Origin of the sequence: Noviherbaspirillum sp. L7-7A (genome assembly GCF_019052805.1) — a bacterium.
In the GTDB taxonomy this organism is placed as follows: Bacteria; Pseudomonadota; Gammaproteobacteria; order Burkholderiales; family Burkholderiaceae_D; genus Noviherbaspirillum_A.
Map to the genome: position 1 here is coordinate 3,374,666 of NZ_JAHQRJ010000001.1, position 23,276 is coordinate 3,397,941.

The 23,276-nt window shown below is 63.9% G+C and carries 17 protein-coding genes and 2 tRNA genes; 12 read left to right on the forward strand and 7 right to left on the reverse strand.

Translation table 11 applies throughout. The annotated features are described in order from the left end of the window. Window positions 1-156 precede the first annotated feature (156 nt). Window positions 157-1,314: a DNA polymerase IV gene (dinB, locus tag KTQ42_RS15330; RefSeq protein WP_217346273.1), complete on the forward strand. Its 1,158-nt coding sequence runs from the start codon at window positions 157-159 to the stop codon at window positions 1,312-1,314. A 40-nt stretch (window positions 1,315-1,354) separates the two neighbouring features. Here the strand turns inward: dinB and KTQ42_RS15335 are convergent, their stop codons facing one another. Continuing rightward, a complete protein-coding gene (locus tag KTQ42_RS15335; protein WP_217346274.1) occupies window positions 1,355-2,371 on the reverse strand; it encodes an aldo/keto reductase in 1,017 nt (338 codons plus the stop codon). Window positions 2,372-2,537: 166 nt separating this feature from the next. Here KTQ42_RS15335 and KTQ42_RS15340 point away from each other — a divergent pair, with 166 nt between their 5' ends. Beyond that, window positions 2,538-3,464 carry a recombination-associated protein RdgC gene (locus KTQ42_RS15340; RefSeq protein ID WP_217346275.1) on the forward strand — a complete coding sequence of 309 codons (927 nt, stop codon included), beginning with the start codon at window positions 2,538-2,540 and terminating at the stop codon, window positions 3,462-3,464. Window positions 3,465-3,629: 165 nt separating this feature from the next. Next, on the forward strand, window positions 3,630-8,513 hold the full coding sequence (locus tag KTQ42_RS15345; RefSeq protein ID WP_217346276.1) for a YDG domain-containing protein: 4,884 nt from the start codon (window positions 3,630-3,632) through the stop codon (window positions 8,511-8,513). Window positions 8,514-8,912: 399 nt separating this feature from the next. Here the strand turns inward: KTQ42_RS15345 and KTQ42_RS15350 are convergent. Together KTQ42_RS15350 and KTQ42_RS15355 are read right to left on the reverse strand one after the other, a co-directional pair. Further along, window positions 8,913-8,989: transfer RNA gene (locus KTQ42_RS15350), tRNA-Asp, on the reverse strand. 37 nt (window positions 8,990-9,026) lie between these two features. Continuing rightward, window positions 9,027-9,102 (reverse strand) — tRNA-Val (locus KTQ42_RS15355). A gap of 208 nt (window positions 9,103-9,310) precedes the next feature. On the opposite strand from KTQ42_RS15355, the gene KTQ42_RS15360 reads away from it, so the two are divergent. The 4 genes from KTQ42_RS15360 (at window position 9,311) to KTQ42_RS15375 (ending at window position 12,358) form a co-directional block, all read left to right on the forward strand. Further along, window positions 9,311-9,793 carry a TonB family protein gene (locus KTQ42_RS15360; RefSeq protein WP_217346277.1) on the forward strand — a complete coding sequence of 161 codons (483 nt, stop codon included), beginning with the start codon at window positions 9,311-9,313 and terminating at the stop codon, window positions 9,791-9,793. Then, window positions 9,790-10,581: a YdcF family protein gene (locus tag KTQ42_RS15365; RefSeq protein ID WP_217346278.1), complete on the forward strand. Its 792-nt coding sequence runs from the start codon at window positions 9,790-9,792 to the stop codon at window positions 10,579-10,581. The genes KTQ42_RS15360 and KTQ42_RS15365 overlap by 4 nt, the downstream gene beginning before the upstream one ends. Before the next feature lie 86 nt (window positions 10,582-10,667). Then, a complete protein-coding gene (locus KTQ42_RS15370) occupies window positions 10,668-11,798 on the forward strand; it encodes an ABC transporter substrate-binding protein (RefSeq protein WP_217346279.1) in 1,131 nt (376 codons plus the stop codon). A 257-nt stretch (window positions 11,799-12,055) separates the two neighbouring features. Further along, on the forward strand, window positions 12,056-12,358 hold the full coding sequence (locus KTQ42_RS15375; protein WP_217346280.1) for a DUF883 family protein: 303 nt from the start codon (window positions 12,056-12,058) through the stop codon (window positions 12,356-12,358). A gap of 411 nt (window positions 12,359-12,769) precedes the next feature. Here the strand turns inward: KTQ42_RS15375 and KTQ42_RS15380 are convergent, their stop codons facing one another. Beyond that, window positions 12,770-13,207: a prepilin-type N-terminal cleavage/methylation domain-containing protein gene (locus KTQ42_RS15380; RefSeq protein ID WP_217346281.1), complete on the reverse strand. Its 438-nt coding sequence runs from the start codon at window positions 13,205-13,207 to the stop codon at window positions 12,770-12,772. Between the two features lie 256 nt (window positions 13,208-13,463). Here KTQ42_RS15380 and KTQ42_RS15385 point away from each other — a divergent pair, with 256 nt between their 5' ends. Next, complete coding sequence (locus KTQ42_RS15385; protein ID WP_217346282.1) at window positions 13,464-13,937, forward strand: SEL1-like repeat protein; 474 nt, start codon at window positions 13,464-13,466, stop codon at window positions 13,935-13,937. Window positions 13,938-13,967: 30 nt separating this feature from the next. On the opposite strand, the gene KTQ42_RS15390 is transcribed toward KTQ42_RS15385, so the two are convergent. The 3 genes from KTQ42_RS15390 to KTQ42_RS15400 all read right to left on the reverse strand — a co-directional run bounded on the left by KTQ42_RS15390 (window position 13,968) and on the right by KTQ42_RS15400 (window position 17,905). Continuing rightward, entirely contained in the window at window positions 13,968-14,903 is a 936-nt protein-coding gene (locus KTQ42_RS15390) for an EamA family transporter (RefSeq protein ID WP_217346283.1), read from the reverse strand. A gap of 174 nt (window positions 14,904-15,077) precedes the next feature. Continuing rightward, a complete protein-coding gene (locus KTQ42_RS15395; protein ID WP_249222779.1) occupies window positions 15,078-17,375 on the reverse strand; it encodes an ATP-dependent DNA helicase in 2,298 nt (765 codons plus the stop codon). Between the two features lie 29 nt (window positions 17,376-17,404). Beyond that, window positions 17,405-17,905, reverse strand: a complete 501-nt coding sequence (locus KTQ42_RS15400) for a hypothetical protein (RefSeq protein WP_217346284.1) — start codon at window positions 17,903-17,905, stop codon at window positions 17,405-17,407. A 90-nt stretch (window positions 17,906-17,995) separates the two neighbouring features. Between KTQ42_RS15400 and KTQ42_RS15405 the strand changes: the two genes are divergently transcribed. The 4 genes from KTQ42_RS15405 to KTQ42_RS15420 all read left to right on the forward strand — a co-directional run bounded on the left by KTQ42_RS15405 (window position 17,996) and on the right by KTQ42_RS15420 (window position 23,272). Further along, window positions 17,996-18,517, forward strand: a complete 522-nt coding sequence (locus tag KTQ42_RS15405; protein WP_217346285.1) for an ankyrin repeat domain-containing protein — start codon at window positions 17,996-17,998, stop codon at window positions 18,515-18,517. A 254-nt stretch (window positions 18,518-18,771) separates the two neighbouring features. Next, window positions 18,772-19,677 (forward strand): DMT family transporter, encoded by a 906-nt coding sequence (locus KTQ42_RS15410; RefSeq protein WP_217346286.1) that lies wholly within the window; start codon window positions 18,772-18,774, stop codon window positions 19,675-19,677. Between the two features lie 67 nt (window positions 19,678-19,744). Then, on the forward strand, window positions 19,745-20,188 hold the full coding sequence (locus KTQ42_RS15415) for a thioesterase family protein (RefSeq protein WP_217346287.1): 444 nt from the start codon (window positions 19,745-19,747) through the stop codon (window positions 20,186-20,188). 306 nt (window positions 20,189-20,494) lie between these two features. After that, window positions 20,495-23,272: a PAS domain S-box protein gene (locus KTQ42_RS15420; RefSeq protein ID WP_217346288.1), complete on the forward strand. Its 2,778-nt coding sequence runs from the start codon at window positions 20,495-20,497 to the stop codon at window positions 23,270-23,272. Window positions 23,273-23,276 lie beyond the last annotated feature (4 nt).

Below are 23,276 nucleotides of genomic sequence, written 5' to 3' on the forward strand. Positions count from 1 at the left end.
TGGAATGCCCTGCGGGTATTCCACCCTACGAAAGCCGGGTCCAGGAATGGCGTGTGACGCGCATCTGCGCAACCTTTTGAGGAGCACCGGCAAGCATCCCTGTATGTGCTGCCGTTAAAATAGCGTCCGCCGATCAGGACTTTTCCGCCGCTTGCCATGCCCGCCTCATCCCGCCGCATCGCCCACCTCGACATGGATGCCTTCTATGCATCGGTCGAGCTGCTGCGTTATCCGGAACTGCGCGGTCAGGCGGTGGTGATCGGCGGCGGGTCCGACCACCAGCCGCAGACCCTGCCGGACGGCAGCCGCCGCTTTACCACGCTGCGCAACTATGTCGGCCGCGGCGTGGTCACCACCTCCACCTATGAAGCCCGCGCGCTCGGCGTGTTCTCTGCCATGGGCATGATGAAGGCGGCCAGGCTGGCGCCGGACGCGGTGCTGCTGCCCACCGACTTCAAGGCCTATCGTCATTATTCGCAGCTCTTCAAGGCAGCGGTGATGGAGGTCGCGCCCGAAATGGAAGACCGCGGCATCGATGAAATCTACCTGGACCTGAGCGGCCACGACGAGCCGACCGACGCGCTGGCGAAGCGCCTGAAGCAGGCGGTGCGCGACGCCACAGGGCTTTCCTGCTCGATCGGCGTGGCGCCCAACAAGCTGCTGGCCAAGATCTGTTCCGACCTCGACAAGCCCGACGGCATCACCATCCTGACGCCGGCCGACATCCAGACCCGGATCTGGCCGCTGCATGTGAAGAAGGTCAACGGCATCGGCCCGAAGGCGGTGGAAAAGCTGGCCGGCCTGAACATCCACACCATCGCCGAGCTGGCGCAGGCCGACGCCGGCCTGCTGCAGACCCATTTCGGCCGCAGCACCGCGGCCTGGCTGCGCAGCGTGGCGCAGGGCGAGGACGACCGTCCGGTAGTGACCCGCTCCGAGCCCAAGTCCCTGAGCCGCGAAACCACCTTCGAGCGCGACCTGCATCCCCGGCATGACCGGGAAACGCTGTCGGCCATCTTCACCGGCCTGTGCGTGCGGGTATCCGAGGACCTGCAGCGCAAGGGTTATCTTGGGCGCACCATCGGCCTGAAGCTGCGCTACGACGACTTCCAGACCGTCACCCGCGATGTCACGCTGCCGGTCCCTACGGACGATGCCGCCGCGATACGTCGTGCCGCCGGCGAATGCCTGCGCCGGGTGCCGCTGGAAAAGCGGCTGCGGCTCCTGGGCGTGCGGGTCGGCACGCTGTCGCCGCGCGGGCAGGCCAGCAGCGCAGCCGCGCAGCCCAGCCAGGGTGAATTGTGGCTGGCGTGAAGCCGGCGCCGTAGCGACAGCGCCGCTGGCCAGCAGCCGGTCAGCCGCCGGCCGGGCCGGTCAGCCGCCCGAAGAAGGGATAGTTTGGATCGTTGTAGCCCGGGGTAGAAGCATGGCCGGGCCGCACCAGGGTGTCGATCATTGCTTCCTCGGCCGCGTCCAGCGTCACGTCCAGCGCGGCGTAATAGTCCTCCATCTGTTCCAGCGTGCGCGGCCCGGCGATCACGGACGTGATGTGGCGGTTGGCCAGCACCCAGGCGGTGGCGAAATGCCCGAGCTTGATGCAGCGCCGGTCGCAATGCTCCTTCAGATGCTGGGCGATCGCCAGCGACTCCTCGCGGAACTCGGTTTCCATCATGCGCTTGTCGGCGCGGCCGGCGCGGCTGCCTTCTGGCGGCTGCTGGCCGGGCAGGTATTTGCCGCTCAGTACGCCGCGCGCGATCGGGCTGTACGGCACCACGCCCAGGCCGTAATGGGCGCAGGCCGGCAGGATCTCGACTTCCGGCATCCGGTTCAGCAGGTTGTAGTAGGGCTGGCAGACCGCCGGCGGCGCGACGTTGGCACGCTCGCAGGCGCGCACCGTCTCGGCGATGCGCCAGCCGCGGAAATTCGACAGGCCGAAGTAGCGGATCTTCCCCTCGCGCATCAGGTCGCCCATGGCACGCACCGCTTCGTCCAGGTTTTCCTCGTGGAAGTCGCGGTGCAGGTAGAGGATGTCGATATAGTCGGTGCCGAGCCGGCGCAGGCTGTTCTCGGTCTCCTTCATGATCCACTTGCGCGAATAGTTTGACTGGTTGGGCTGGGTGCCCATTGTGTTGCCCAGCTTGGTGGCCAGCACCCAGTCGTCGCGCTGGCCGGCCAGCAGCCGCCCCACCATCAGCTCCGACGCGCCCTTGGTGTAGACATCGGCGGTGTCGATGAAGTTGACGCCGTGCTGCCGCGCCGAGGCGACGATGCGGCCAGCCTCGGCCTCGGCGGTCTGATCGCCGAACATCATGGTGCCCAGGCACAGGGCCGAGACTTGCAGGTTGCTGTTGCCGAGACGTCGATATCGCATGCTGTTCTCCTGGTATTTTCTGATGGGATTGCGGCTCAAAAAGCGCGGATTGACCATAGCACAACACTCCCGGCCCCTGCGCCGCCGCGACGCATTGCAAGGCTGGCAAGCTTGCCGAAAATCCTCGATTCGCCGTGTAGAATGGCCGCTTTTTGCGACGATTGCCATGTGGTTCAAAAACCTCCAGATCTACCGTCTGCCCGCGCCGTGGGCAATGACTCCCGAACAACTGGAAGACAAGCTGGCGCCGCAGGCGTTCACGCCCTGCACCAGCCTTGAATTGCAGACCCAGGGCTGGCTGCCGCCGCGCCCCAGCGGCGGCCTGGTCCATAGCGTCAACCGCCAGATGCTGCTGCAGTTGTCCACCGAGAAGAAGTTGCTGCCATCCTCCGTGATCAACCAGGTCGCCAAGGCCAAGGCGGCCGAGCTGGAAGAGCAGCAGGGCTTCAAGCCCGGCCGCAAGCAGATGAAGGAACTGAAGGAGCAGGTTGCCGACGACCTGCTGCCGCGCGCGTTTTCCATCCAGAGCAGCACCTGGGTCTGGATCGACCCGGTCAATGGCTGGCTGGTGATCGACAGCGCCAGCGCCGCCAAGGCCGAGGACGTGATCCGCCTGCTGTTGAAAGCCGTCGACAAGTTCCCGATGGACACCCTGCGCGTGGCGCAGTCGCCGGTGACGGCCATGACTGACTGGCTGCTGGCCGATGAGGCGCCGGGCGGCTTCACGGTCGACCAGGACACCGAACTGCGCGCCACCGGCGAAGGCAAGGCCACCGTGCGCTATGTGCGCCACACGCTGGAAGCGGCCGACGTGCGCCGCCATATCGAGTCGGGCAAGCAGTGCACGCGTCTTGCGCTGACCTGGGCCGACCGGGTGTCCTTCGTGCTGACCGAGTCGCTGGCCATCAAGCGCATAGCCCCGCTGGACGTGCTGAAGGAAAACAATGAAGGCGGCTCGCAGAATGACGACGAACGCTTCGACACCGACATGGCGCTGATGACCGGCGAACTGGCGAAAATGATCGCCGACCTGGTCGCCGCGCTGGGCGGTGAAATGACCGAGCTGATGACGCCGGTGGCCAAGGCGGCCTGAGCGGGCACGGCACGCCGCCTGACTGTCCTGGTCAGGCGGTTTCCGGATGAATTAATGCATTAAAGATCGGAACAAGGTTTTCCTGGCGACCACTCAACGTGATTATCCGGGCAAGCTCTGACTGCCACAGGGGCGGTCTTTCCCGGAAAACGAGGAAAGCCGCGCATGAACCATAGCTACCGCCTGATCTGGAGTCGCCGGAACCATTGCTTTGTCGCCGTTGGCGAGCATGCCCGGCGCTGCGGCAAATCAGTCAGGGGCGCGGCCCTTGTCATTGCGGCCGCACTGGCGGCCGCAGTCCTTCCGGCTTCTCTCGTCAGCGCTGGGCCTACCGGCGGCACCATCATCAATGGCATTGCCGGGGATGCCATTACGCGTCCGAACGCAACAACGACCGTCATCAACCAGGCCAGTCAGCGCCTGGCCATCAACTGGACCAGCTTTTCCTCCGCCGAAGCGGAAAAAATTCAGTTCGTGCAGCCGAACGCTTCGATGATTGCGCTTAACCGCGTCACCGGCAGCACCCCCAGTGAGTTGCTGGGCAATCTGACGGCCACAGGCCAGGTGTTCGTGATTAATCCGAACGGCGTGCTGTTCGGGGAGAAGGCATCGGTCAACGTGGGTGGCCTGTTGGCGTCAACCCTGAAAATGGAGAGCGACAGCTTTCTCAAGGATAGCCAGGTGCTGAATGTGGATGGCGGGGCTATCGGCGCCGTGGTCAACAAGGGCACGCTTACAGCCAACCCGGGCGGATACATCGTGCTGGCCGGGCCGCGCGTGCTCAACGATAGCGGCGCGACCAACGAAGGGACTATTAACGCGGTGCAGGGCACGGTGGTGATGGCAGCCGGCGACAAGGTCACCCTCACGCTAAAAGACGACAAAAAAAGCCTGGCGAGCTACACCATCGACCGTGGCAGCCTGAATGCACTGGTGCAGAACAGTGGACGCATCAGCGCCAACGGAGGCAATGGCGAAGTCACTCTCACTGCCACCGCAGCAAACGACATTGGCCGCGCGGTCATCAATCACACGGGCATCATCGAAGCGAAGAGCTTGCAAGGTAAGCCTGGCAAAATCAGGTTGGTGGGAAAGGGAGAGTCCGACATGCTGGTAAACGGCATATTGGATGTTTCCGCGCCTGCGGGCCAAGGCGGGTTGGTAGGAACCCACGCAGCGCGGGTGAATATCGGTGAGAAGGCTTTGATCAACGGTAAAACGCCCAATGAGAAAGTCCTTGAGGATACCTGGACCAACACGTCCACTGACTTCGTGATCGCAGAGGGGAAAGGGCCACAGACAAAGACGTCCATCGGCGCAACAACGCTCAGCGCACTGTTGTCCAACGATTCCCAGAACCCGGCTACCCCCGATATCTCGACTGGCGCGGGCGACCTGTATGTCAATGCTTCGGTAAAGTCGGAGTCGGGCAAAAACCTGACCTTGTCAGCGTCCGGAAATATCTATATCAATGCAGACATCAATGCTGCTAAGGGTGTAAGCTTGTTGCTTGAGTATGGTCAGGGTAGCGGTACCAAGGGTGAAATTCCTATTTATTCAATAGGCAACGGTGCAAAAGTCTACTTGCCGAACGGCGATAACTTCAGCTTGCGCTTGGGCAAATTGGGCTTGATCAAGACTTACCGCGTCATCGGAGGGGTAGGGGAGACAGCGGTAACGGAGCTGCAGGGTATTTCCAATGCTGTCAATAACGGCCGCTACGTTCTCGGTGGTGACATCGATGCTTCGGCCACCAAAGATTGGAACAACGGCGCTGGTTTCATTCCACTTGGGAGTTTTGAAGGCATTCTGGATGGCTTGGGCCACACGATCGGCAACCTGCATATCAACAGCACGGAAAGTCTATGGGTCGGTTTGATAAGGGACCTGACACCGACTGGGCGCATCCAGAATTTGACAGTGGACAAGGCGAATATAACAAATAGAGGAACTTCTCCTACAACCGCAGTTGGCACAGTAGTAGGCAAGAATGACGGAACCCTTTTCAACGTGCATGCAACCACGACAAACGTGGTTACCACTTATAACAATGCCGGCGGCCTGGTAGGCGTCAACAACGGCGAAATCAGGAACAGTTCTGCAGTAGGGACAGTGACCTTCCTGGGGAATAATGATGCCGAGGCAACCGGCGGGCTCGTAGGCAGACAGGTAGGCATGGAAACGTCCGACAAAACCAAAAAGATCGGCGGCACCATCATCGACAGCTATGCGGCGGTTGGCGTAACTGGCAATCGTTCTGTCGGCGGCTTGGTCGGACTCATGGAGAAAAGTTCGACCGGCATCGCAAACCCTACGGTAACTGGCAGCTACGCCGGCGTAAGTGCAGATGGATACAAAGGATCTGTGTCAGGCAAGGAGAATGTAGGCGGCTTGGTCGGATACCTTGAACTTGGTGGTATCACCGACAGCTACGCAGCGGTACCAGTGAAGGGCACGGGCGGTAATGCAATCGGCGGCCTGGTTGGCTTGTTGCAAGGGGTGGTGGCAGGTACGTATGCCACTGGCTCTGTAACCCCTGGAAGCGCTAATCCGGCAACTGTCGGCGGCCTGGTTGGTGTGAACGACAGCACAAATAAAAATGTTCTCAATAGTTTCTGGAACAGGGAAACAACAGGACAAGACTCAAGCCAGGGCAGCGATAACGCGAATGGGCTCACGACTGCCCAGATGAGAACCCTGTCCACCTTCAAGGGCTGGACCATCGATGCCGAAGGGGGCACCGGCAAGACCTGGCGCATCTACGATGGGCAAACCTCGCCGCTGCTGCGCAGCTTTCTCGTGACGAAAAGCGTCGAGGCCAAGTCCGTTACTTACAACAGCGAAACCCAGATCGGCTGCACCGGCACGCCCTGCGACAGCGCTTCGGGCAATACGACTTTTACGCCGGCTTCCGGGAAGAATGTCGGCACCTATAGCCCTTATGACTCGCAGCAGCGTTATGACATCCGGGGCGGCAAGCTGACGATCACGCCCTTTTTGCTGACACCGACGACAGACGCGCCTGAAAGGGAGTATGACGGAACGCGGCAGGTACCGGCGAGGCTGCTGCAGGTTACGTCGCTGCGCAAGGACGATGTCACAGCGAAATATGGATCGGCCGAGTATGACAGCAAGAATGCGGGTGATAACAAGACGGTCACTTTCTCTGGCGTTACGCTTGAAAACCGTGATGGCGCTAGCAATTATGAGATTCCAGGCACATTTAGTATTGGCAACGGAAGGATCACGCCGCGGGAGGTGTCGTTGTCGGGCACGACGGTTGACAATAAGGTTTATGACGGCGACCTTGCTGCCAAGGTCTTGGATGTGGGCACGCTGGGCAATAAGGTAAAGGATGATGTAGTCAGCGTGAGTGCGGGAATTGCGGCGTTTAACGACAAAAATGTGGGCGAGAAGAAGGACGTAACGGTAAGCGGCCTGACGCTTACGGGGAACGATGCGGGTAACTACACCCTTATGAACCCAAAGGTCACGGTCAATGCCGCCATCACGCCGCTGACCGTTTCATTGTTGGGCACGGTGGTTCCCAACAAGGTGTATGACGGCGGCATGGATGCTGATGTCCTGGATGTAGGCACGTTGAACAAGATGGTGGCAGGTGATGTAGTCATCGTAAATGTGAGTGCTGCAAAGTTTATTGACAAAAATGTGGGCAAGAAGAAGGATGTGACGGTCAGCGGCCTGACGCTCGCCGGTAAAGATGCCCGTAACTACCTCCTTGACAAGACCACGGTCACGGTTAAGGCCGACATCACGCCGCTGACGCTGGCGTTGTCGGGCACCGAGGTTGCCGGCAAGGTATATGACGGCAAGACCACTGCCACGCTGACGAAAGCCGGCACCCTGGCAAAAGGCATAGGCAAAGACGACGTCACCCTGAATGCAACAGGCGCCTCGGCCGCGTTCGCTGACAAGACTGTCGGCGAGGACAAGGTAGTAACGGTCAGCGGCCTGGCCTTGCAGGGGGCTGATGCCGGCAACTACCGCATTGCTGATCCATCAGCCAAGGCCAGCATTACTGCCCGCGCCTTGTCCTTGTCCAAAACAGAGATCGCCGACAAGGCGTATGACGGCAGCACGGTGGCCACGCTGACGAATGCCGGCACGCTCAACGAGGTGGTGGCCAATGATGACGTGAAGACGACGACGGCAAGCGTTACAGCCGCTTTCGCCGACAAGAATGCGGGTCAGGGCAAGGCTGTCACCGTCAGCAACCTGAGACTCACCGGCGCCGATGCCGCCAACTATGTACTGGACAGCAGCGTAACTGCCACCGCCACCATCCGGCCGCGCCCGCTCGCGGTTCGTGCCCAGGGCGTGGACAAGGTCTACGACGGCAATGCCAATGCGACCGTCACCCTCGGTGACAACCGCGTCGATGGCGACAAGCTCAATCTCCGCTATGCCAAAGCCAGCTTTGCCGACAGCAATGCCGGCAGCAACAAGGCCGTCACTGTTGCTGGCATCGCAGCCTCCGGCGCCGACGCCGGCAATTACGTGGCCGACACCAATGCCGTCACGACCGCCAGCGTCAGCAAGGCGCCGCTCACCGTCACCGCCAATCCCGATAAAAAGGCATTCGACGGCAAAGCTTACCGCGGCGGCAATGGCGTCACCTATGCCGGCTTCGCCGCAGGTGAAAATGCGGCAGTGCTCAGTGGTCAGCCGAGTTATGGCGGGGATGCGCAAGGCGCGGTTAATTTAGGAACTTACCGTATTGCGCCTGCCGGCTATGCCAGTCAGAACTACGCCATCGTCTATGTGGACGGCAAACTGACGATTCAGCCGCCTCCCCTGGAACCGGTGTACCAGGCAGCCGGCACCGAGGTGGCCGCAACCGCTGCTGCGATGAGCGATGCCGCAACCAATCCGGACAGAATGCACCTGCTGTCGCAGCAGACGACGCTACAGGTCGCCGAATGCGGCACCCGGCTTCCCAAGCAGCCGGTAGCTGTAATGGTCGAGTGCAAGGAGGGAGGGGCATCAACAAATACACCCGGTAGCGTAATGTCGGCTTTCGGGTTCTGATCATGCGCTTGCTGATAGGCGAAATAGCTGGCTCGGTTACCCGCTAAGGGCAGTACACAGGACCGTGCGCAGGCCCGCCTGTATGATGCTTTCAGAAAATTGTTTCACGGGAAACATACGCCACATCCCGTCTGGCTGCGCTTGCAGGCACAGCCTTTCCCGCCCCGCCGAAAGCCGCGCAGGCGGCTTTACCCACTCCGGACGGCACAAATGCAAACGCCCGCTTGCGCGGGCGTTTGGTACGACTGGCGGAGTGGACGGGGCTCGCCCACGTGGCGCGGGCCGCTGCTGCGCCTGCAGGCGCAGCCCTTCTCGCCCCGCCGAAAGCCGCGCAGGCGGCTTTCTCCACCCCGGACGGCACAAATGCAAACGCCCGCTTGCGCGGGCGTTTGGTACGACTGGCGGAGTGGACGGGGCTCGAACCCGCGACCCCCGGCGTGACAGGCCGGTATTCTAACCAACTGAACTACCACTCCTAAACTGCTGAAATCTTCGCATGCCGTCTGCTGAACCTGGTGGGTGCTGAGAGGCTCGAACTCCCGACCTACGCCTTGTAAGGGCGCCGCTCTACCAACTGAGCTAAGCACCCCGGTGCTTGCATCCTGCATCGAATTCAGACGTGTTGCCTTGTGTCTGAAGCGGGGCGAAGTCTACAGGAAGTCTTTTTGAAAAACCAGTGCCCGGCGAAAATTTTTGAAAAAAATCGTTGATCGCTCAGTCTGCTGCTGCATCGCACAGGCGAATCAGCCAGAATGGACGCTGGCCGATCATCAATACAGGCCTGTGGAGACTTCATCATGGCTATCCGATTTACCTTCCTGCTGGCCGCCGCCATGCTGGCCGGCTGCGGCCACAGTCCGCCCGCCGAGACAGCCGGCACGCTGCGCTATGGCGTCGAGCCGGTCGATACCACACGCGACGGCATGTCCACCGCCGCCACCATCGACAGCTACAAGGCCGACCTGGCGCAGCGGATCTATCAGGTCAATTCCACCCGCGTCTACACCACCCGGCCCCAGGCGCTGCTGCGCTCGGTGGTGGTGGTGAAATATACGGTCGATGCCGGCGGCAACCTGGTGCGCAGCGAGATTGCCCGCAGCAACCACGACCGGGCCACGGAAGCCACCGCGCTGGCGTCGCTGCGCAACAGCGCGCCGTTTCCCAAGCCGGCGCCGCATCTGCTGCGCAATGGCAGGGTGGAGATGCATGAATCCTGGCTGTTCAACAACGATGGCCGCTTCCAGTTGCGTTCGATCGCCCTGGTCCAGATGAACGAATGAGCAGCGCCTGGCTGCTGGTCAACGCGGTCAGCGCATTGCTGCTGCCGCCGCTGAACCTCCTGCTGCTGTGCGCCGCGGGCGTGCTGCTGCGCCGGCGCTGGCCGCGGCTCGGAGGCGGCGTGGCGATGCTGTCGCTGGCCGTGCTGCTCGGCTTGTCGACCCATGCCGGCGTGCGCCTCCTGGCGCGGCCGCTGGAAAACCGCATTCCAGTGCTGGACATGGCGCAGGCCAGCAATGCCGAGGCCATTGTCGTGCTGGGCGGCGGACGCAGCCGCAATGCGCCGGAATATGGCGACCTCGACGTGCCGCGTCCCAATGTGCTGGCGCGCCTGCGCTATGCGGCCCGCCTGCAGCGCCAGACCGGCCTGCCCCTGCTGGTCAGCGGCGGCAAGCCGGAAGGCGCGGCACAATCCGAGGCCGCATTGATGGCACGGGTACTGCGCGAGGATTTCCGGATCAGCGTGCAATGGCTGGAAGAGGAATCGGACAACACCGCCCAGAACGCCGCTTTCGCGGCCGCGCTGTTGCGGCAGGCAGGGATTTCCCGGGTGCTCCTGGTGACCGATGCGCTGCATATGCCGCGTTCGCAAAGGATCTTCGAACAGACCGGCCTGGAAGTGATTGCTGCGCCCACCAGTTACATCGGGCAGGGGGCGTTGCATCCGGCCGATTTTATCCCGAATGCCGGCGCGCTGCGGGACAGCCACTATGCGCTGCATGAATGGATAGGCCTGCTCTGGTACCGGATCGCCTACCGCCCTCGACCGGTTTTGCCCTCGGCGTTGTAAGTAATTCTCCAAAGAAACAATTTCTCTGGATAAATACAAACCTCTCTGGTTAAATAGTCGTACCGTTGCGTTCTAGGAGAGCCGCCGTGCGATTGAAAGCCTGTTCATCCCTGTTGTTGGGTCTTGCCTTTGCACTGGCGTCACAGGCGCATGCCGATATCGTGGTGGCGCAGTCGGCGCCACTGACCGGCGAAGCCGGCGGCGCCGGGCGCGGCCTGGCGCTGGGTGCGAAGATCTATTTCGATCATGTCAATGCCACTGAAGGCGGCGTCAATGGCCACAAGGTCGTCCATGTGGTGAAGGACGACGGCTACCAGATCGAAAGCACGGTGCGCAATGCCAAGGAATTCATCGCCGACCCGCGGGTGGTGGCGCTGACCGGCCTCTACGGCACCGACAATGTCACCGAACTGTTCAAGCAGGGCCTGTTCGACAACACGCCGCTGTCCATCGTCGGCGTGTCGACCGGCGCCAAGCTGCTGCGCGAGCCGCTGAACCCCAGCATCTTCCATCTGCGCGCCAGCTATATCGAGGAAGTCGATGCCATCGTGCGCCATGTCGCCGGACTCGGCACCAAGCGCATCGCCGTGGTGTATGAAGACAATCCCTTCGGCGAGGCCGGCCTGCGCGCCGCCGAAGACGCCGTCAAGAAACGCAACCTGGCGCTGGTAGCACGGGCGACCTACCAGCAGCACACTACCGACGTGCGCGATGCGGTGAAGGACGTGGTGGAAAGCCAGCCCGACACCGTGATCCTGGTGGCGATCACGCCGCCGGCCGCCGAATTCATCAAGCAGTTCCACGCCGCCGGCGGCCGCGCCTACCTGTTCGGCCTGTCCACGGCGAACGTGGAAGGTTTGTCCAAGGTGGTCAGCCCAACCGCATTGCAGGGCCTGGGCATTTCCCAGGTCGTGCCGTTTCCGTACAGCGCCACGCTGCCGCTGGTGGCCGATTACCAGGCAGCGATGAAGACCTACGCCAAGGGCACGCCGTATTCCTATTCGACGATGGAAGGCTACATGAATGCGCGGGTGCTGGTGATGGCGCTGAAAAAAGCCGGCAATACGCCCACCCGCGCCTCGGTCCGGCAGGCGCTGGAAGGCCTGGGACAGATCAATCTGGGCGGCTATCCGCTCAACTTCTCGCCGACCAATCATGTCGGCTCCCGTTTCGTGGACCTGACCGTCGTAAGCCGCACGGGTTCGCTGATGCGTTGATATGCCGATGTGCCTGCGTGGATTTCGCTTCGGACCCAGTGTTCGTTAGCGCACCGCTTTTTTCTGCAATCCACCTTATCCTTTGCCTGGAAGCGCCGGCTGCGCCATGCAGCAGCGCATCCGCAAGGCCTTGCAGACTTGCAAAAATTGCCACTTTTTTGTAACCTGCAGCACGCCTTACGCAACGGCCGCCGGCCCGCGTTGAACCGCCGTCAGAGCCGCCTGCGCATACTTCACCTAGCCTTGGGGGTACCACCATGTTGGAAAACAATCTGAAGACAGTCAGGACGGATCTGCGCTCGCTGCTGCGCGATGCCCAGGACCTGTTCCGCGAGGCGACCTCGTCCACCGGCATGAAGGCCGACGACCTGCGCGAGCGGGGCCTGGAGCTGCTCGATACCGCGCTGGTCAAGGCGCAGGACCTGCAGTCGGTTGCGCTGGACACCAGCAAGGAAGTGGTCGACACCGCCGACAGCTACGTCAAGGACAACCCATGGCGCGCGGTGGCGATTTCGGCAGGAGTGGGCGTGCTGCTGGGGATGATGATCGGCCGGCGGTAAGAAGCCAGCCAGCCGGACATGCGAAGCGCCCTTCGGGGCGCTTTTCTTTTAGTCTTAGAGAAAGAGCCCAACCTGGCAGGCAGTTGTAGGGTGCAATACCCCTTCGGGGTAGTGCACCCCTACGGCTGTTGCCGCTTGGAGCGGCTGGTGATGTCCTGGATAAGAGGGTTGATGGCGGTGATGGTCGAGGATATGGGGCTGAAGCGCAAGCAGCATTTGGAACTTGATTCGGTCTAGCCTATTGTCGCCTATAGGTCAGAGGCTTGGTGAGGAGTTGATCTAGATTGCTCAGATCAGATTATGCGATTGCTGCCAATGTTTGAGAATCTAAAAATAAAAGCCAGCCGGATTAACGGCTGGCTTTTATTTTGATTACCCGCCAGTGTTATCTGGTGAGTCTAGAGAAACACATTAGATTTTGCAGGCGTTGGCGGCGACGCAGGTGCCGCTGACTGGCATCGGAATCGAAGTTGCGCCGGCAGCTGGCAGAGCTGGAGTGATGATGTATGTATAAGCACCTGCTGCTGCAGTACCGGTCGCAGTAATAACTGCGGTGGTAGCCGTAATTGCGACGCTGGCCGGGTTGGTATCAGCGGTCGGGGCAGTCAAATTCAACTCCGCAAAGGTATCGCAAAGAGTCAGATCATTGTTGTTCTGAATGCACTCAGCCATCGCTGTCTTGATTGCATTGGTTGCGGAAATTACGTTGGCAAACTTGGCCTTCTTGACATAGTCCTGATACGCCGGAATAGCCACCGCCGCCAAAATACCGATAATCGCAACCACGATCATCAGTTCGATAAGGGTGAAACCTTGCTGAGCCTGCTTTTTGTATTGAGCGAATTTCATGATGTCCGTCCCGAGAAGTAGAGTAAAAAGTAAAACCACCGAAATCTGTTGAAGCTGCTTTCTCTAAAGCAACATACGTGCCAGCAACGTTTCTGCACAGAAATCATGGAAAACCCTGGTTTTTGCCCCCCTGCATGAAAAAATGGCGGGCAGAAACGCTGTGCCAGCCGGTCTGGCACCGCTGCGGGCCCTGCCAGCCACTGCTGGCACCGGCCGTCTACCCGCCAGGATCTGGCGCCAGAGAGAAAGAAGCATCGTGGAACTGATCAGCCTTGCAGCAGCCATTACCCTGACTGAATGGAGCGAGCGCACCTTCTGGCGGCGCTTTGCCGATGGTTCGGTGAAGAAGGAAGTGGAGGGCGGCGGCAATGGCAAGTCCATGGTGCACCTGGATTCCATCAAGCCGTATATCGCCATGCCGCTGGACGCCGACGACTTCGCGCTGCTGAAGCTGGCCGACCGCGGCGATGCCGCCGCCCAGAACGACCTGGCGCTCATTTTCCTGGCCAACGGCAAGCCGCGCGGCGCGATCGCCTGGCTGGAAATGGCGGCGCGGCAGGATCATGCCGATGCCATGCACTGGCTGGCGCGCTGCTACCTGGAAGGCAATGGCGTGGCGCGCGACGACAATCTCGGCATGATGTGGCTTTCCAAGGCCGCTGCCCACGGCCATCTGATTTCGGAAAACCAGCTCCGGCTGATGCGCGAGCGCTTCATCGCCGCTGGCTAGAACGGATCCGGCCGGCGGCGGCAAGCCAGGTCAGACTGAACCCGCTCTGACGGTATCCACGGTACGCGGCCGGCCGCCCAGCAGCACGCAGGCCAGCGCGGCGACGATCAGCGCAATGCCGGCCCACTGCCAGCCCGTCACGCTTTCCCCCAGCACCAGCATGCCGCTGGCAATGCCCACCACCGGCACGCCCAGGCTGAACGGCGCGATCCGGTTGGCGCCGTGGCGCTGGATCAGGCCGGTCCACATGCTGTAGGCGAAAATCGTCGCCACCCAGCCCAGGTAGGCCACCGCCACCCAGCCCTGCCAGGGCGCATTCGTCCACTGCCAGCGGCTGCCGGGCGCGTCGAACAGCAGCGACAGCCCGATGAAGGGCAGCACCGGCACCGCGCTGCACCAGACCAGGAAACTGAGCGGCGCAAAACCGGGCGCGGCCCGCTGCGCCAGGCGCACCACGATGTTGGAGGCGGCCCACATCGACGCGCCGCCCAGGCACAGCGCAAAGCCCAGCGCCGTGGTAGCGGTCGCCGCGCCGGCCGCCGGCAGCAGGTAATTCATCGCGAAGCAGCACAGGCCCAGCGCCGCCAGCGCCAGGCCGGCCAGCAGCGGCCGGCCGGGTTTTTCGGCCAGCACGAAAAAGCTCAGCAGGGCGGTAAAGAACAGCTGGGTCTGCAGCAGGACCGAGGCCAGCGCCGCCGTCATGCCGATCTTCAGCGACAGGAACACCAGGCCGAACTGGCCCACGCCCTGGCACAGGCCATACAGCAGCAGCCATTTCCAGTGCATCCGCGGCGCCGGCACCAGGAAGATCAGCGGCAGCACCGCCAGCAGGTAACGGGCCGCGCCAAGCTGGAAGGGCGTGAAGCTGCGCAGGCCGACCTTCATCGCGATGAAGTTGGTGCCCCAGATGACGACAATGCCGAGAGCGGCCAGCAGCTCGCGGCCGCTCAGTGAAGTGTTTTGCATGATGTCTTTCTGGAGCCTGTCATGGATTTCGTGGGGTGCCGGGGGACAGGCGTCGCCGGAACCGGCCACATGCAAGGTGCGCGACGAGGCAGCAGGCGCTTGCGTGGAGGAGCCGCAAGGCGGCAGGTGAGCCGATGGCGGCGTTCAGGCTTTCTTCCGGAGTCATGCCGCGCCCTATGCACCCGGCGCAGCCCGGCGCACGTCCCACCAGTCGGGCAGCAGCCGCCGCACCTCGCTCCTGGCGTAACGGTCGTCGATCAGGTACACCACGCCGGAATCGGCGCGGGTGCGGATCACCCGGCCGGCCGCCTGCACCACCTTCTGCAGGCCGGGATACAGATAGGTATAGTCGTAGCCGGCGCCGAACGCCTGCTGCATGCGCTCGCGCATCTGCTCGTTGACCGGGTTGATCTGCGGCAGGCCCAGGGTGGCGATGAAGGCGCCGATCAGCCGCCGGCCGGGCAGGTCGATGCCTTCGCCGAAGGCGCCGCCGAGCACCGCAAAGCCAACGCCCGCGCTGTCGGCGGTGAAGCGGGTCAGGAAGGCGGTGCGCGCGCTTTCCTCCATGCCGCGCGACTGCTCCCAGAACGGAATGCCGGGATGCCGTTCGGCCATCAGCGCTGCCACCTGCCGCAGGTAATCGAAGCTGCTGAAGAAGGCCAGGTAGTTGCCCGGCTGGCGCGCATACTGGGCCGCGATCAGGTCCGCGATCGGCGCCAGCGACTGTTCCCGCTGCCGGTAGCGGGTGGAGATGTGGCTCGCCACCCGCACCGCCAGCTGGCTCGCCTCGAAGGGCGATTCGACATCGATCCAGCTGGTCTCTTCCGCCAGGCCCAGCATGTCGGTATAAAAGGGCCGCGGATTGAGCGTGGCGGAAAACAGTACCGTGGCGCGCGCCAGCTTCAGGCGCGGCCGCAGGAAGGGCGCCGGCACGATGTTGCGCAGGCAGAGGCGGGCGCCGGTTTTTTGTCCACGGCCTGCGTCAAGGGTTACGTCGAACAGCGAGTGCGGCCCGAACAGTTCGGCAATGCGGCCGAAGTGCAGCGCGTCGAAATAGAAGTTCTGCAGCGCGCCGTGGACTTCGGTCGGATGCTCGGCCAGGTAGTCGGTCATGGCGCTGGTGGCCTGCTGCAGCGCATTGACGAAGCCGTCCGGCAGGGTGTCGTGCACGACGTAGCTTTCCTCCTGGTCGCGCCACAGCGCGTTCCACTGGCGGTTGAGCTTGTCCAGCGGCTTCTTCAGCAGGGCCGGCGCGTCGCGGCGCAGGGCGGCGAAGCCGTGCTGGTCCAGTTCGGCGCTATACATCTTGCGCGAGCGTTCGACCATGTTGTGCGCCTCGTCCACCAGCACCGCCACGCGCCACTGGTTGGCCAGCGTCAGGCCATGCAGCATCGCCGACAGGTCGAAGTAATAGTTGTAGTCGCCAATCACCACGTCGGCCCAGCGCGCCAGTTCCATGCCGAGGTAATAGGGGCAGACGTCGTGCGCCAGCGCCGCGGTGCGCAGGCGGTCCTGGTCCAGCGTGCCGGCGTCGAGCGCGGCGCTGCGGGCGGCCGGCAGGCGGTCGTAGAAGCCCTGCGCCAGCGGGCAGGAAGCGCCATGGCAGGCCTTGTCCGGATGCACGCAGGCCTTGTCGCGCGCCACCAGTTCCAGCGTGCGCAGCGGCCGGGCGGCAGGCGCGGCGCCTGCGATCTGTTCCAGCGCGTCCAGCGCCAGCGCCCGCCCCGAAGTCTTGGCGGCCAGGAAGAACACCTTGTCCAGCGCCTGGCCGGGACAGGCCTTGAGCAGCGGGAACAGCGTGCCCACTGTCTTGCCGATGCCGGTCGGCGCCTGCGCCATCAGGCAGCCGCCGTCGCGGGCGGTGCGGTAGACCGAGGTTGCCAGATGGCGCTGGCCAGGACGGAACTCGGCATGCGGAAAAGTCAGGGCAGACAGCGCCGCGTCGCGCGCGGCGCGGTGCGCCAGTTCCTGTTCGGCCCAGGCATCGAAACGCCGGCAGTGGTCTTCGAAATGCGCGCGCAGCCAGGCGGCGTCGCGGGTTTCGGTCAGCACGGTCTCGCGCTGGCTGCCGATGTCGAAATACACCAGCGCCAGTTCGATGCTGTCCAGCGCCCGTTCCTGGCACAGCAGCCAGCCATAGATGCGCACCTGCGCCCAGTGCAGGTGCCGGTGGTTGTCCGGCATCGCCGCCAGGTCGCCGCGATAGGTCTTGACCTCGTCCACCCGGTTCGCCGCCGGGTCGTAGCCGTCGGCGCGGCCGCGCACCAGCAGCTGGCCGAACTGGCCCGACAGGCTGACCTCGGCTTCATAGGGGGCCGGCCGCCGCGACGCCACCACCGCATGGCCGGCGATGCCTTCCAGCGCGGTGGGCGAGGGCGTAAAGCGCAGGTCGAGGTCGCCCGCCTTGGCGGTGAACTCGCACAGCGCGCGCACGGCCACCGTGTAGCGGCGCGGTATCGGTTGATCGCTCAAGGCAGGCGGGGAAGGGGCGACGGCGGAACCTAGTTCGGCCGGCGGAAGCCGCCTTCGATCCAGGCGGCGGCGCTGGAGGGGCTGAGCTTGAAGTTGGGCGCCACCCGCACTTCGGCCAGCTGCTCGCCGTACTCATCGCGCGCCGACAGCAGCGCATACGGGTCGTCCTCGTCCGGCACGATATCGAGGATGACCTCGATGCGGCCGGCCTCGGCATTGACGAACAGGCTCTTGTGCAGCATCGCGTGCAGCTGCTGCTCGTGGCGGCGCAGCACCTCGGACGCGGTCTTGACCAGGGTGCTGAAGGCGGAGGCGTCGAGCGGCTTGGGGTTTTTCTTGTCGCGGCCCATGGTCCAGGGGCCGACCAGCGCCGGCTCGGCTTCGCCATCCTTGATCATGGCCACCGCCCAGCCGTCGTCATCCTCGTTCTTGATCACGCGCGCGGTCCAGCCGTTGTCGCGCCACAGGCGCGGCTCTTCAATCTTGGCGTCGTCGTCGGACGCGGGCAAATCGGGGGAAGTGTCAGTCATTGCGGAAATGCATGGAGGGGAAATTTCAAGCCGGTATATTAATCCAGATCGGCCGCGCTCACAGCGCGCCATTCACCTCACGGGATTCCCATGTCAGACCAGCAACCCGACGCCGAGCGCCAGGCCCAACTGCGGCAGCACCTGAAGGAAATGTTCGACTACGCCCGCTCCGGCGACGCCGCCACGCTGGCGCGCCTCCTGGCTTTGGGCGTGCCGGTCAATCTGCGCAACGAGAAGGGCGACACCCTGCTGATGCTGGCCTGCTATCACGGCCATCTCGAGGCTGCCCGCGTGCTGCTGCAGCATGGCGCCGATACCGAGATCTACAACGACAACGGCCAGTTGCCGCTGGCCGCGGCGGTTTTCAAGGATTACCGCGAGATCGCCGAGCTGCTGCTGGCCAGCGGCGCGAAGGTGGACGGCGCCTCGCCGGACGGCCGCACCGCGCTGATGATGGCGGCCATGTTCAACCGCACCGCGATGCTGGACCTGATGCTGGCCCACGGCGGCGATCCGCATGCGCGCAATGCCAAGGGTTTGAGCGCCAGAGACCTGGCGCTGACGATGGGCGCGCCGGAGACGGCCAGGCAGCTCGAGGCATTGGGCGCCTGAACCGGCAGCCCGGGCGTCAACCGGGCCGGTGCGGCTGGCGCCGACGCGCCGGCACGGACTCGTTTCCCGGCAGACGCAAACGGCAAAGGGTCGCCGGCATTGCCGCGCCGGCCTGCCGGATTCAACCAGCTCGCCTTGTCCGCTGCCGGATGCCTCCGGTGGCGCTGTGCGCATCCCTACGCCCGCCGCCCGGCCGTCCGGTCTGTTAACCGTTACAATCCCGGCTCCCGACCCGGCAACCATTTCTCCATTTCATGACCGCCAGACTCACTCCGTCCACCATTGTGATGCTGCTGCTTCCGCCGCTGCTCTGGGCCAGCAATGCGGTGGTCGGCCGCATGGTGCAGGGCATGGTGCCGCCGGTGATGATGAATTTCGCGCGCTGGCTGGTGGCCTTCCTCGTACTGCTGCCGCTGGCCGGCTGGGTGCTGCGGCGCGGCAGCGTGCTATGGCCGGCATGGCGCCGCTTCGCGCTGCTGGGCCTCCTGGGCGTAGGCCTGTACAACGCAATGCAGTACCTGGCCCTGAAAAGCTCCACGCCGATCAATGTGACCCTGGTCGGCGCCAGCATGCCGGTCTGGATGCTGGCCATCGGCTGGCTGTTCTTCAAGGTGCGGGTGTCACCGCGCCAGATGGTGGGCGCGGTGCTGTCCATCCTGGGCGTGCTGGTGGTGCTGTCGCGCGGCGAATGGCAACTGCTGCTGGGCCTGCGGCTGGTGGCCGGCGACTTGCTGATGATCGTCGCCACGATTGTCTGGTCCTTCTACAGCTGGCTGCTGACGCTGCCCCTGCCTGGCGCGGCGCAGAAGCTGCGGCCGGACTGGGCGGCCTTCCTGATGGCGCAGGTCGTATTCGGCCTGGCCTGGTCCGGCCTCTTCGCCGGCGGCGAATGGCTGGTGTCGGATGCCCGCATACACTGGAGCTGGCCGCTGGCGGCGGCGCTGGTGTATGTCGGCATCGGCCCGGCGGTGATTGCGCTGCGCTGCTGGGGCACCGGCGTGCAGCGGGTCGGCCCCAGCATTGCCGCCTTTTTCAGCAATCTCACGCCGCTGTTCGCGGCGGTGCTGTCCCTGGCCTTCCTGGGCGAGCTGCCGCATCTCTATCATGCGGTGGCCTTCCTGCTGATCGTCGGCGGCATCGTGCTGTCCTCTCGGCGCTGATTGCCTGCCGCGATGCCGGTACAATCCCGGCTGGCGCGCGTTGCGCCGCAACATCAACCAGCACATCATGGCACGCCTGACGCTCGATTTTCCTGAAGACCAGTATTACTACGCCACCCAGCTCACCGTGCGCGTGACCGACATCAACGGCGCCAACCATCTCGGCAACGACTCGATGATCTCGATGATCTCCGAAGCCCGGGCCCGCTTCCTGTTCGACTTCGGCCTGGAAGGCACCCTGGACCAGGATGTCGGCACCATCGTCACCGATCTTGCCACCACGTACCGCAATGAAGCCCATGCCCGCGACCAGCTGCTGTTCGAGGTCGGCGTGATGGACTTCAACACCTATGGCGGCGACATCACCTTCCGCATCACCCGTCCGCGCGACCAGGCGCTGGTGGCCATGGCGAAGTCGGGTTTCGTGTTCTTCAATTACAAGACCCGCAAGGTGGTGCCGATGCCCGACGCGTTTTCCGGCAAGTTCCAGCGGGTGAACTGGGTGTCCTGATTCCCTGCCCGGTACGCCAGGGCTTTCGCCGAACAGTGGGAAAACAACAAGTCTCGTAGGGTGCAATACCCCGCAGGGGCATTGCACGACTGGTCGCTCAGCCAGGGCGGCCGACATGGCAATCCCGGAATGCGACCAGTCGTGCAATGCCCTTCGGGTATTTCACCCTACGATAATGAGCCAATGCCTGCGATGGCCCCAGCGGCATGAAATGCATTGCCGCCGGCTTGCGCTGTGCAATACCATGTCGCCGGCAGTTCCCGATCCACGCGTTGCCTTTTCCACAGCTTCCTGATGCAGGACCACATGCCCCATTTTCTCCAGGGTCCCGGCGAAGTCCGAGGCCTGTTGCGCCAGACGGACCGCCTGCCAGGCCTGGGCCAGCCGCATGACTGGCCGCAGGCGCTTGCCACCGCGCTGTCGCTGGCGCTCGATTCGGGCTTTGCCGCCTGCATCGCATGGGGACCGGAAGGCCTGCTGCTGTACAACGACGCCTATGCGCAACTGCTGGGCGACCGTCATCCGGCAGCCCTGGGCCGGCCGGTGGCCGAGGCCTGGCCGTGGGACTGGCAGCAGCTGCAGCCGCTGTTTGCCGGCGCCATGGCCGGCAACCCGGTGCATCGCCAGCGCCAGGCGCTGAGCCGCCTGTGCGGGGGCATTCGCGAAGTGGCCTGGCTCGACTATTCCCTGGCGCCGGTGCGCGATGCCTCCGGCGCGCCGGCCGGCGTTTGCTGCACCTGTGTCGACGTCACCGCCAGCGCGCCGCGCGACGATACGCCGCCATACCGCAGCATTGCCGACCACGCAGAGATCATGATGTGGACCACCGAGGCGAGCGGCTACTGCACCTATCTCAATCCCGCCTGGTATCAGTTCACCGGCCAGTCCAGGGACGAAGGCCTGGGCCTGGGATGGCTGGACACCACCCATCCTGAAGACCGGCCCGCCGCCGAGACCGCTTTCCTGACGGCCAACGAAGCCCAGTCCCACTTCCGTGCCGAATACCGCCTGCGCCGGCATGACGGCGTCTACCGCTGGGTCATCGACGCGGCCGCGCCGCGCTTCGGCGAGGACGGCACTTACCTCGGCTATGTCGGCGCCGTGCTCGACATCCATGACCGCAAGCTGGCCGAAGCCGCCGTGGCGGCCAGCAATGCCCGCTTCCAGGCTGCCATCAGGGCCGTCGAGGGCGTGCTCTGGACCAATGACGCCACCGGCCGCATGCGCGGCGAGCAGCCCGGATGGGCCATGCTGACCGGCCAGAGCTACGAGCAGTACCAGGACTTTGGCTGGACCGCCGTGGTCCATCCGGATGACGTCCGGCAGAGCGTCGACGTCTGGAACCAGGCCGTGGCGGAGCGCCGCGCCTATCTGGCCGAGCACCGCCTGCGCCGTCGCGACGGCCAGTGGCGTCATTATTCGGTACGCGCCATTCCCACCATGGATGCCCGTGGCGACATCATCGAATGGGTCGGCGTGCATACCGACATCACCGAGCTGCGCCGCACCGAGGACGCGCTGCGCCAGCTCAATGCCGGCCTCGAAATCGGCATCCGCCAGAGCACGCTAGAGCGCGACCGGCTGTGGGGCATGTCGCAGGACATCATGGCGATTGCCTCGCTGAATGGCTACTTCCTGAATGTGAATCCGGCCTTCACCGCCATCCTCGGCTGGAGCCTGGAAGAGGCGGTATCGATGCCCTTCCTGGAAATGACCCATCCCGACCATCGTGCCGACCTCGTCGGCAAGGTGGAATTGCTGGCGCGCGGCGAGGCGCTGGTGCGCTACGAGGTGCGCGACCTGCACCGGGACGGCGGTTTCCGCTGGCTGTCCTGGACCATCGTGCCCGAGGGCGATGTGCTCTACGGCGTGGCGCGCGACATCACCGCGGAACGGCGCCAGGCCGAATTGCTGCACCAGACCGAGGAAGCGCTGCGCCAGGCCCAGAAGATGGAAGCCGTGGGCCAGCTGACCGGCGGCATTGCGCATGACTTCAACAACCTGCTGGCCGGCATGGTGGGCAACCTGGAACTGCTGAAGGTCAAGATGCGCAGCGGCGGCGTCGGCCTGTCGCGCCATATCGACGACGCCATGGCGGTGGCCAACCGCGCCGCCGCGCTCACCCACCGGCTGCTGGCCTTTTCCCGCCGCCAGACCCTGATGCCCAAGCCGCTGGACCCGAACCGCCTGGTGGCGGCAATGACCGACCTGATCGGCCGCACCGTCGGTCCTTCGGTCCAGGTGGAAGCGAGGCTGGCGGCCGACGTCTGGCCGATCGAATGCGACCCCAACCAACTCGAAAGCGCGCTGCTTAATCTGGCCATCAATGCCCGCGACGCCATGTCCGGCGGCGGCCTGCTGACCATCGGAACCGCCAATACCGTGCTCGACGCGGACTACGCCGCCCGGCATGCCGAAGTGCAGCCCGGCGACTATGTGTCCATCCAGGTAGCCGACAACGGCACCGGCATGACGCCGGAGGTGGCCGCGCGCGCCTTCGATCCCTTCTTCACCACCAAGCCGCAGGGGCAGGGCACCGGCCTAGGGCTGTCGATGATCTATGGATTCGCCAAGCAGTCCGGCGGCCATATCGCCATCGATACCGCGTTGGGCGCCGGCACCGTGATCCGGCTGAAGCTGCCGCGCTATCGCGGCGACGCACTGCCCGACAGCCACATGCCCGGGAGTGGCGCTGCGATACAGGCTGTCAGCCAGGCGACCCTGCTGCTGGTGGACGACGAAGGCCATTTGCGCGAACTGCTGGCCGAGATGCTGGAAATGCTGAACTACCGGGTGGTACAGAGCGGCGACGCCGCCGCCGCGCTCGCCCTGATCGACGCCGGCCAGCATGCCGACCTGCTGATCACCGATGTCGGCCTGCCCGGCGGCATGAACGGGCGCCAGCTGGCCGAAGCGGCGCGGCAGCGTAGACCCGATCTGAACGTGCTGTTCATCACCGGCTACGCGGAAGACGCGCCGACCCGCAACGGCATGCTGGAGCCGGCGATGGAAGTGCTGACCAAGCCATTCAGCCTGGACACCTTTGCGCAGCGGGTGGCGGCGATGCTGAAGGCGCGCGGCTGAGTCC

Bases quoted from the DNA above. Each gene is read 5' to 3' on its own strand.
- KTQ42_RS15335 (WP_217346274.1), bottom strand. From the start codon at position 2,371: ATGCGATATCGACGTCTCGGCAACAGCAACCTGCAAGTCTCGGCCCTG.
- KTQ42_RS15360 (WP_217346277.1), top strand. From the start codon at position 9,311: ATGGCTATCCGATTTACCTTCCTGCTGGCCGCCGCCATGCTGGCCGGC.
- KTQ42_RS15415 (WP_217346287.1), top strand. From the start codon at position 19,745: ATGGCACGCCTGACGCTCGATTTTCCTGAAGACCAGTATTACTACGCC.
- KTQ42_RS15375 (WP_217346280.1), top strand. From the start codon at position 12,056: ATGTTGGAAAACAATCTGAAGACAGTCAGGACGGATCTGCGCTCGCTG.
- dinB (WP_217346273.1), top strand. From the start codon at position 157: ATGCCCGCCTCATCCCGCCGCATCGCCCACCTCGACATGGATGCCTTC.
- KTQ42_RS15365 (WP_217346278.1), top strand. From the start codon at position 9,790: ATGAGCAGCGCCTGGCTGCTGGTCAACGCGGTCAGCGCATTGCTGCTG.
- KTQ42_RS15345 (WP_217346276.1), top strand. From the start codon at position 3,630: ATGAACCATAGCTACCGCCTGATCTGGAGTCGCCGGAACCATTGCTTT.
- KTQ42_RS15420 (WP_217346288.1), top strand. From the start codon at position 20,495: ATGCCCCATTTTCTCCAGGGTCCCGGCGAAGTCCGAGGCCTGTTGCGC.
- KTQ42_RS15410 (WP_217346286.1), top strand. From the start codon at position 18,772: ATGACCGCCAGACTCACTCCGTCCACCATTGTGATGCTGCTGCTTCCG.
- KTQ42_RS15400 (WP_217346284.1), bottom strand. From the start codon at position 17,905: ATGACTGACACTTCCCCCGATTTGCCCGCGTCCGACGACGACGCCAAG.
- KTQ42_RS15340 (WP_217346275.1), top strand. From the start codon at position 2,538: ATGTGGTTCAAAAACCTCCAGATCTACCGTCTGCCCGCGCCGTGGGCA.
- KTQ42_RS15405 (WP_217346285.1), top strand. From the start codon at position 17,996: ATGTCAGACCAGCAACCCGACGCCGAGCGCCAGGCCCAACTGCGGCAG.
- KTQ42_RS15390 (WP_217346283.1), bottom strand. From the start codon at position 14,903: ATGCAAAACACTTCACTGAGCGGCCGCGAGCTGCTGGCCGCTCTCGGC.
- KTQ42_RS15380 (WP_217346281.1), bottom strand. From the start codon at position 13,207: ATGAAATTCGCTCAATACAAAAAGCAGGCTCAGCAAGGTTTCACCCTT.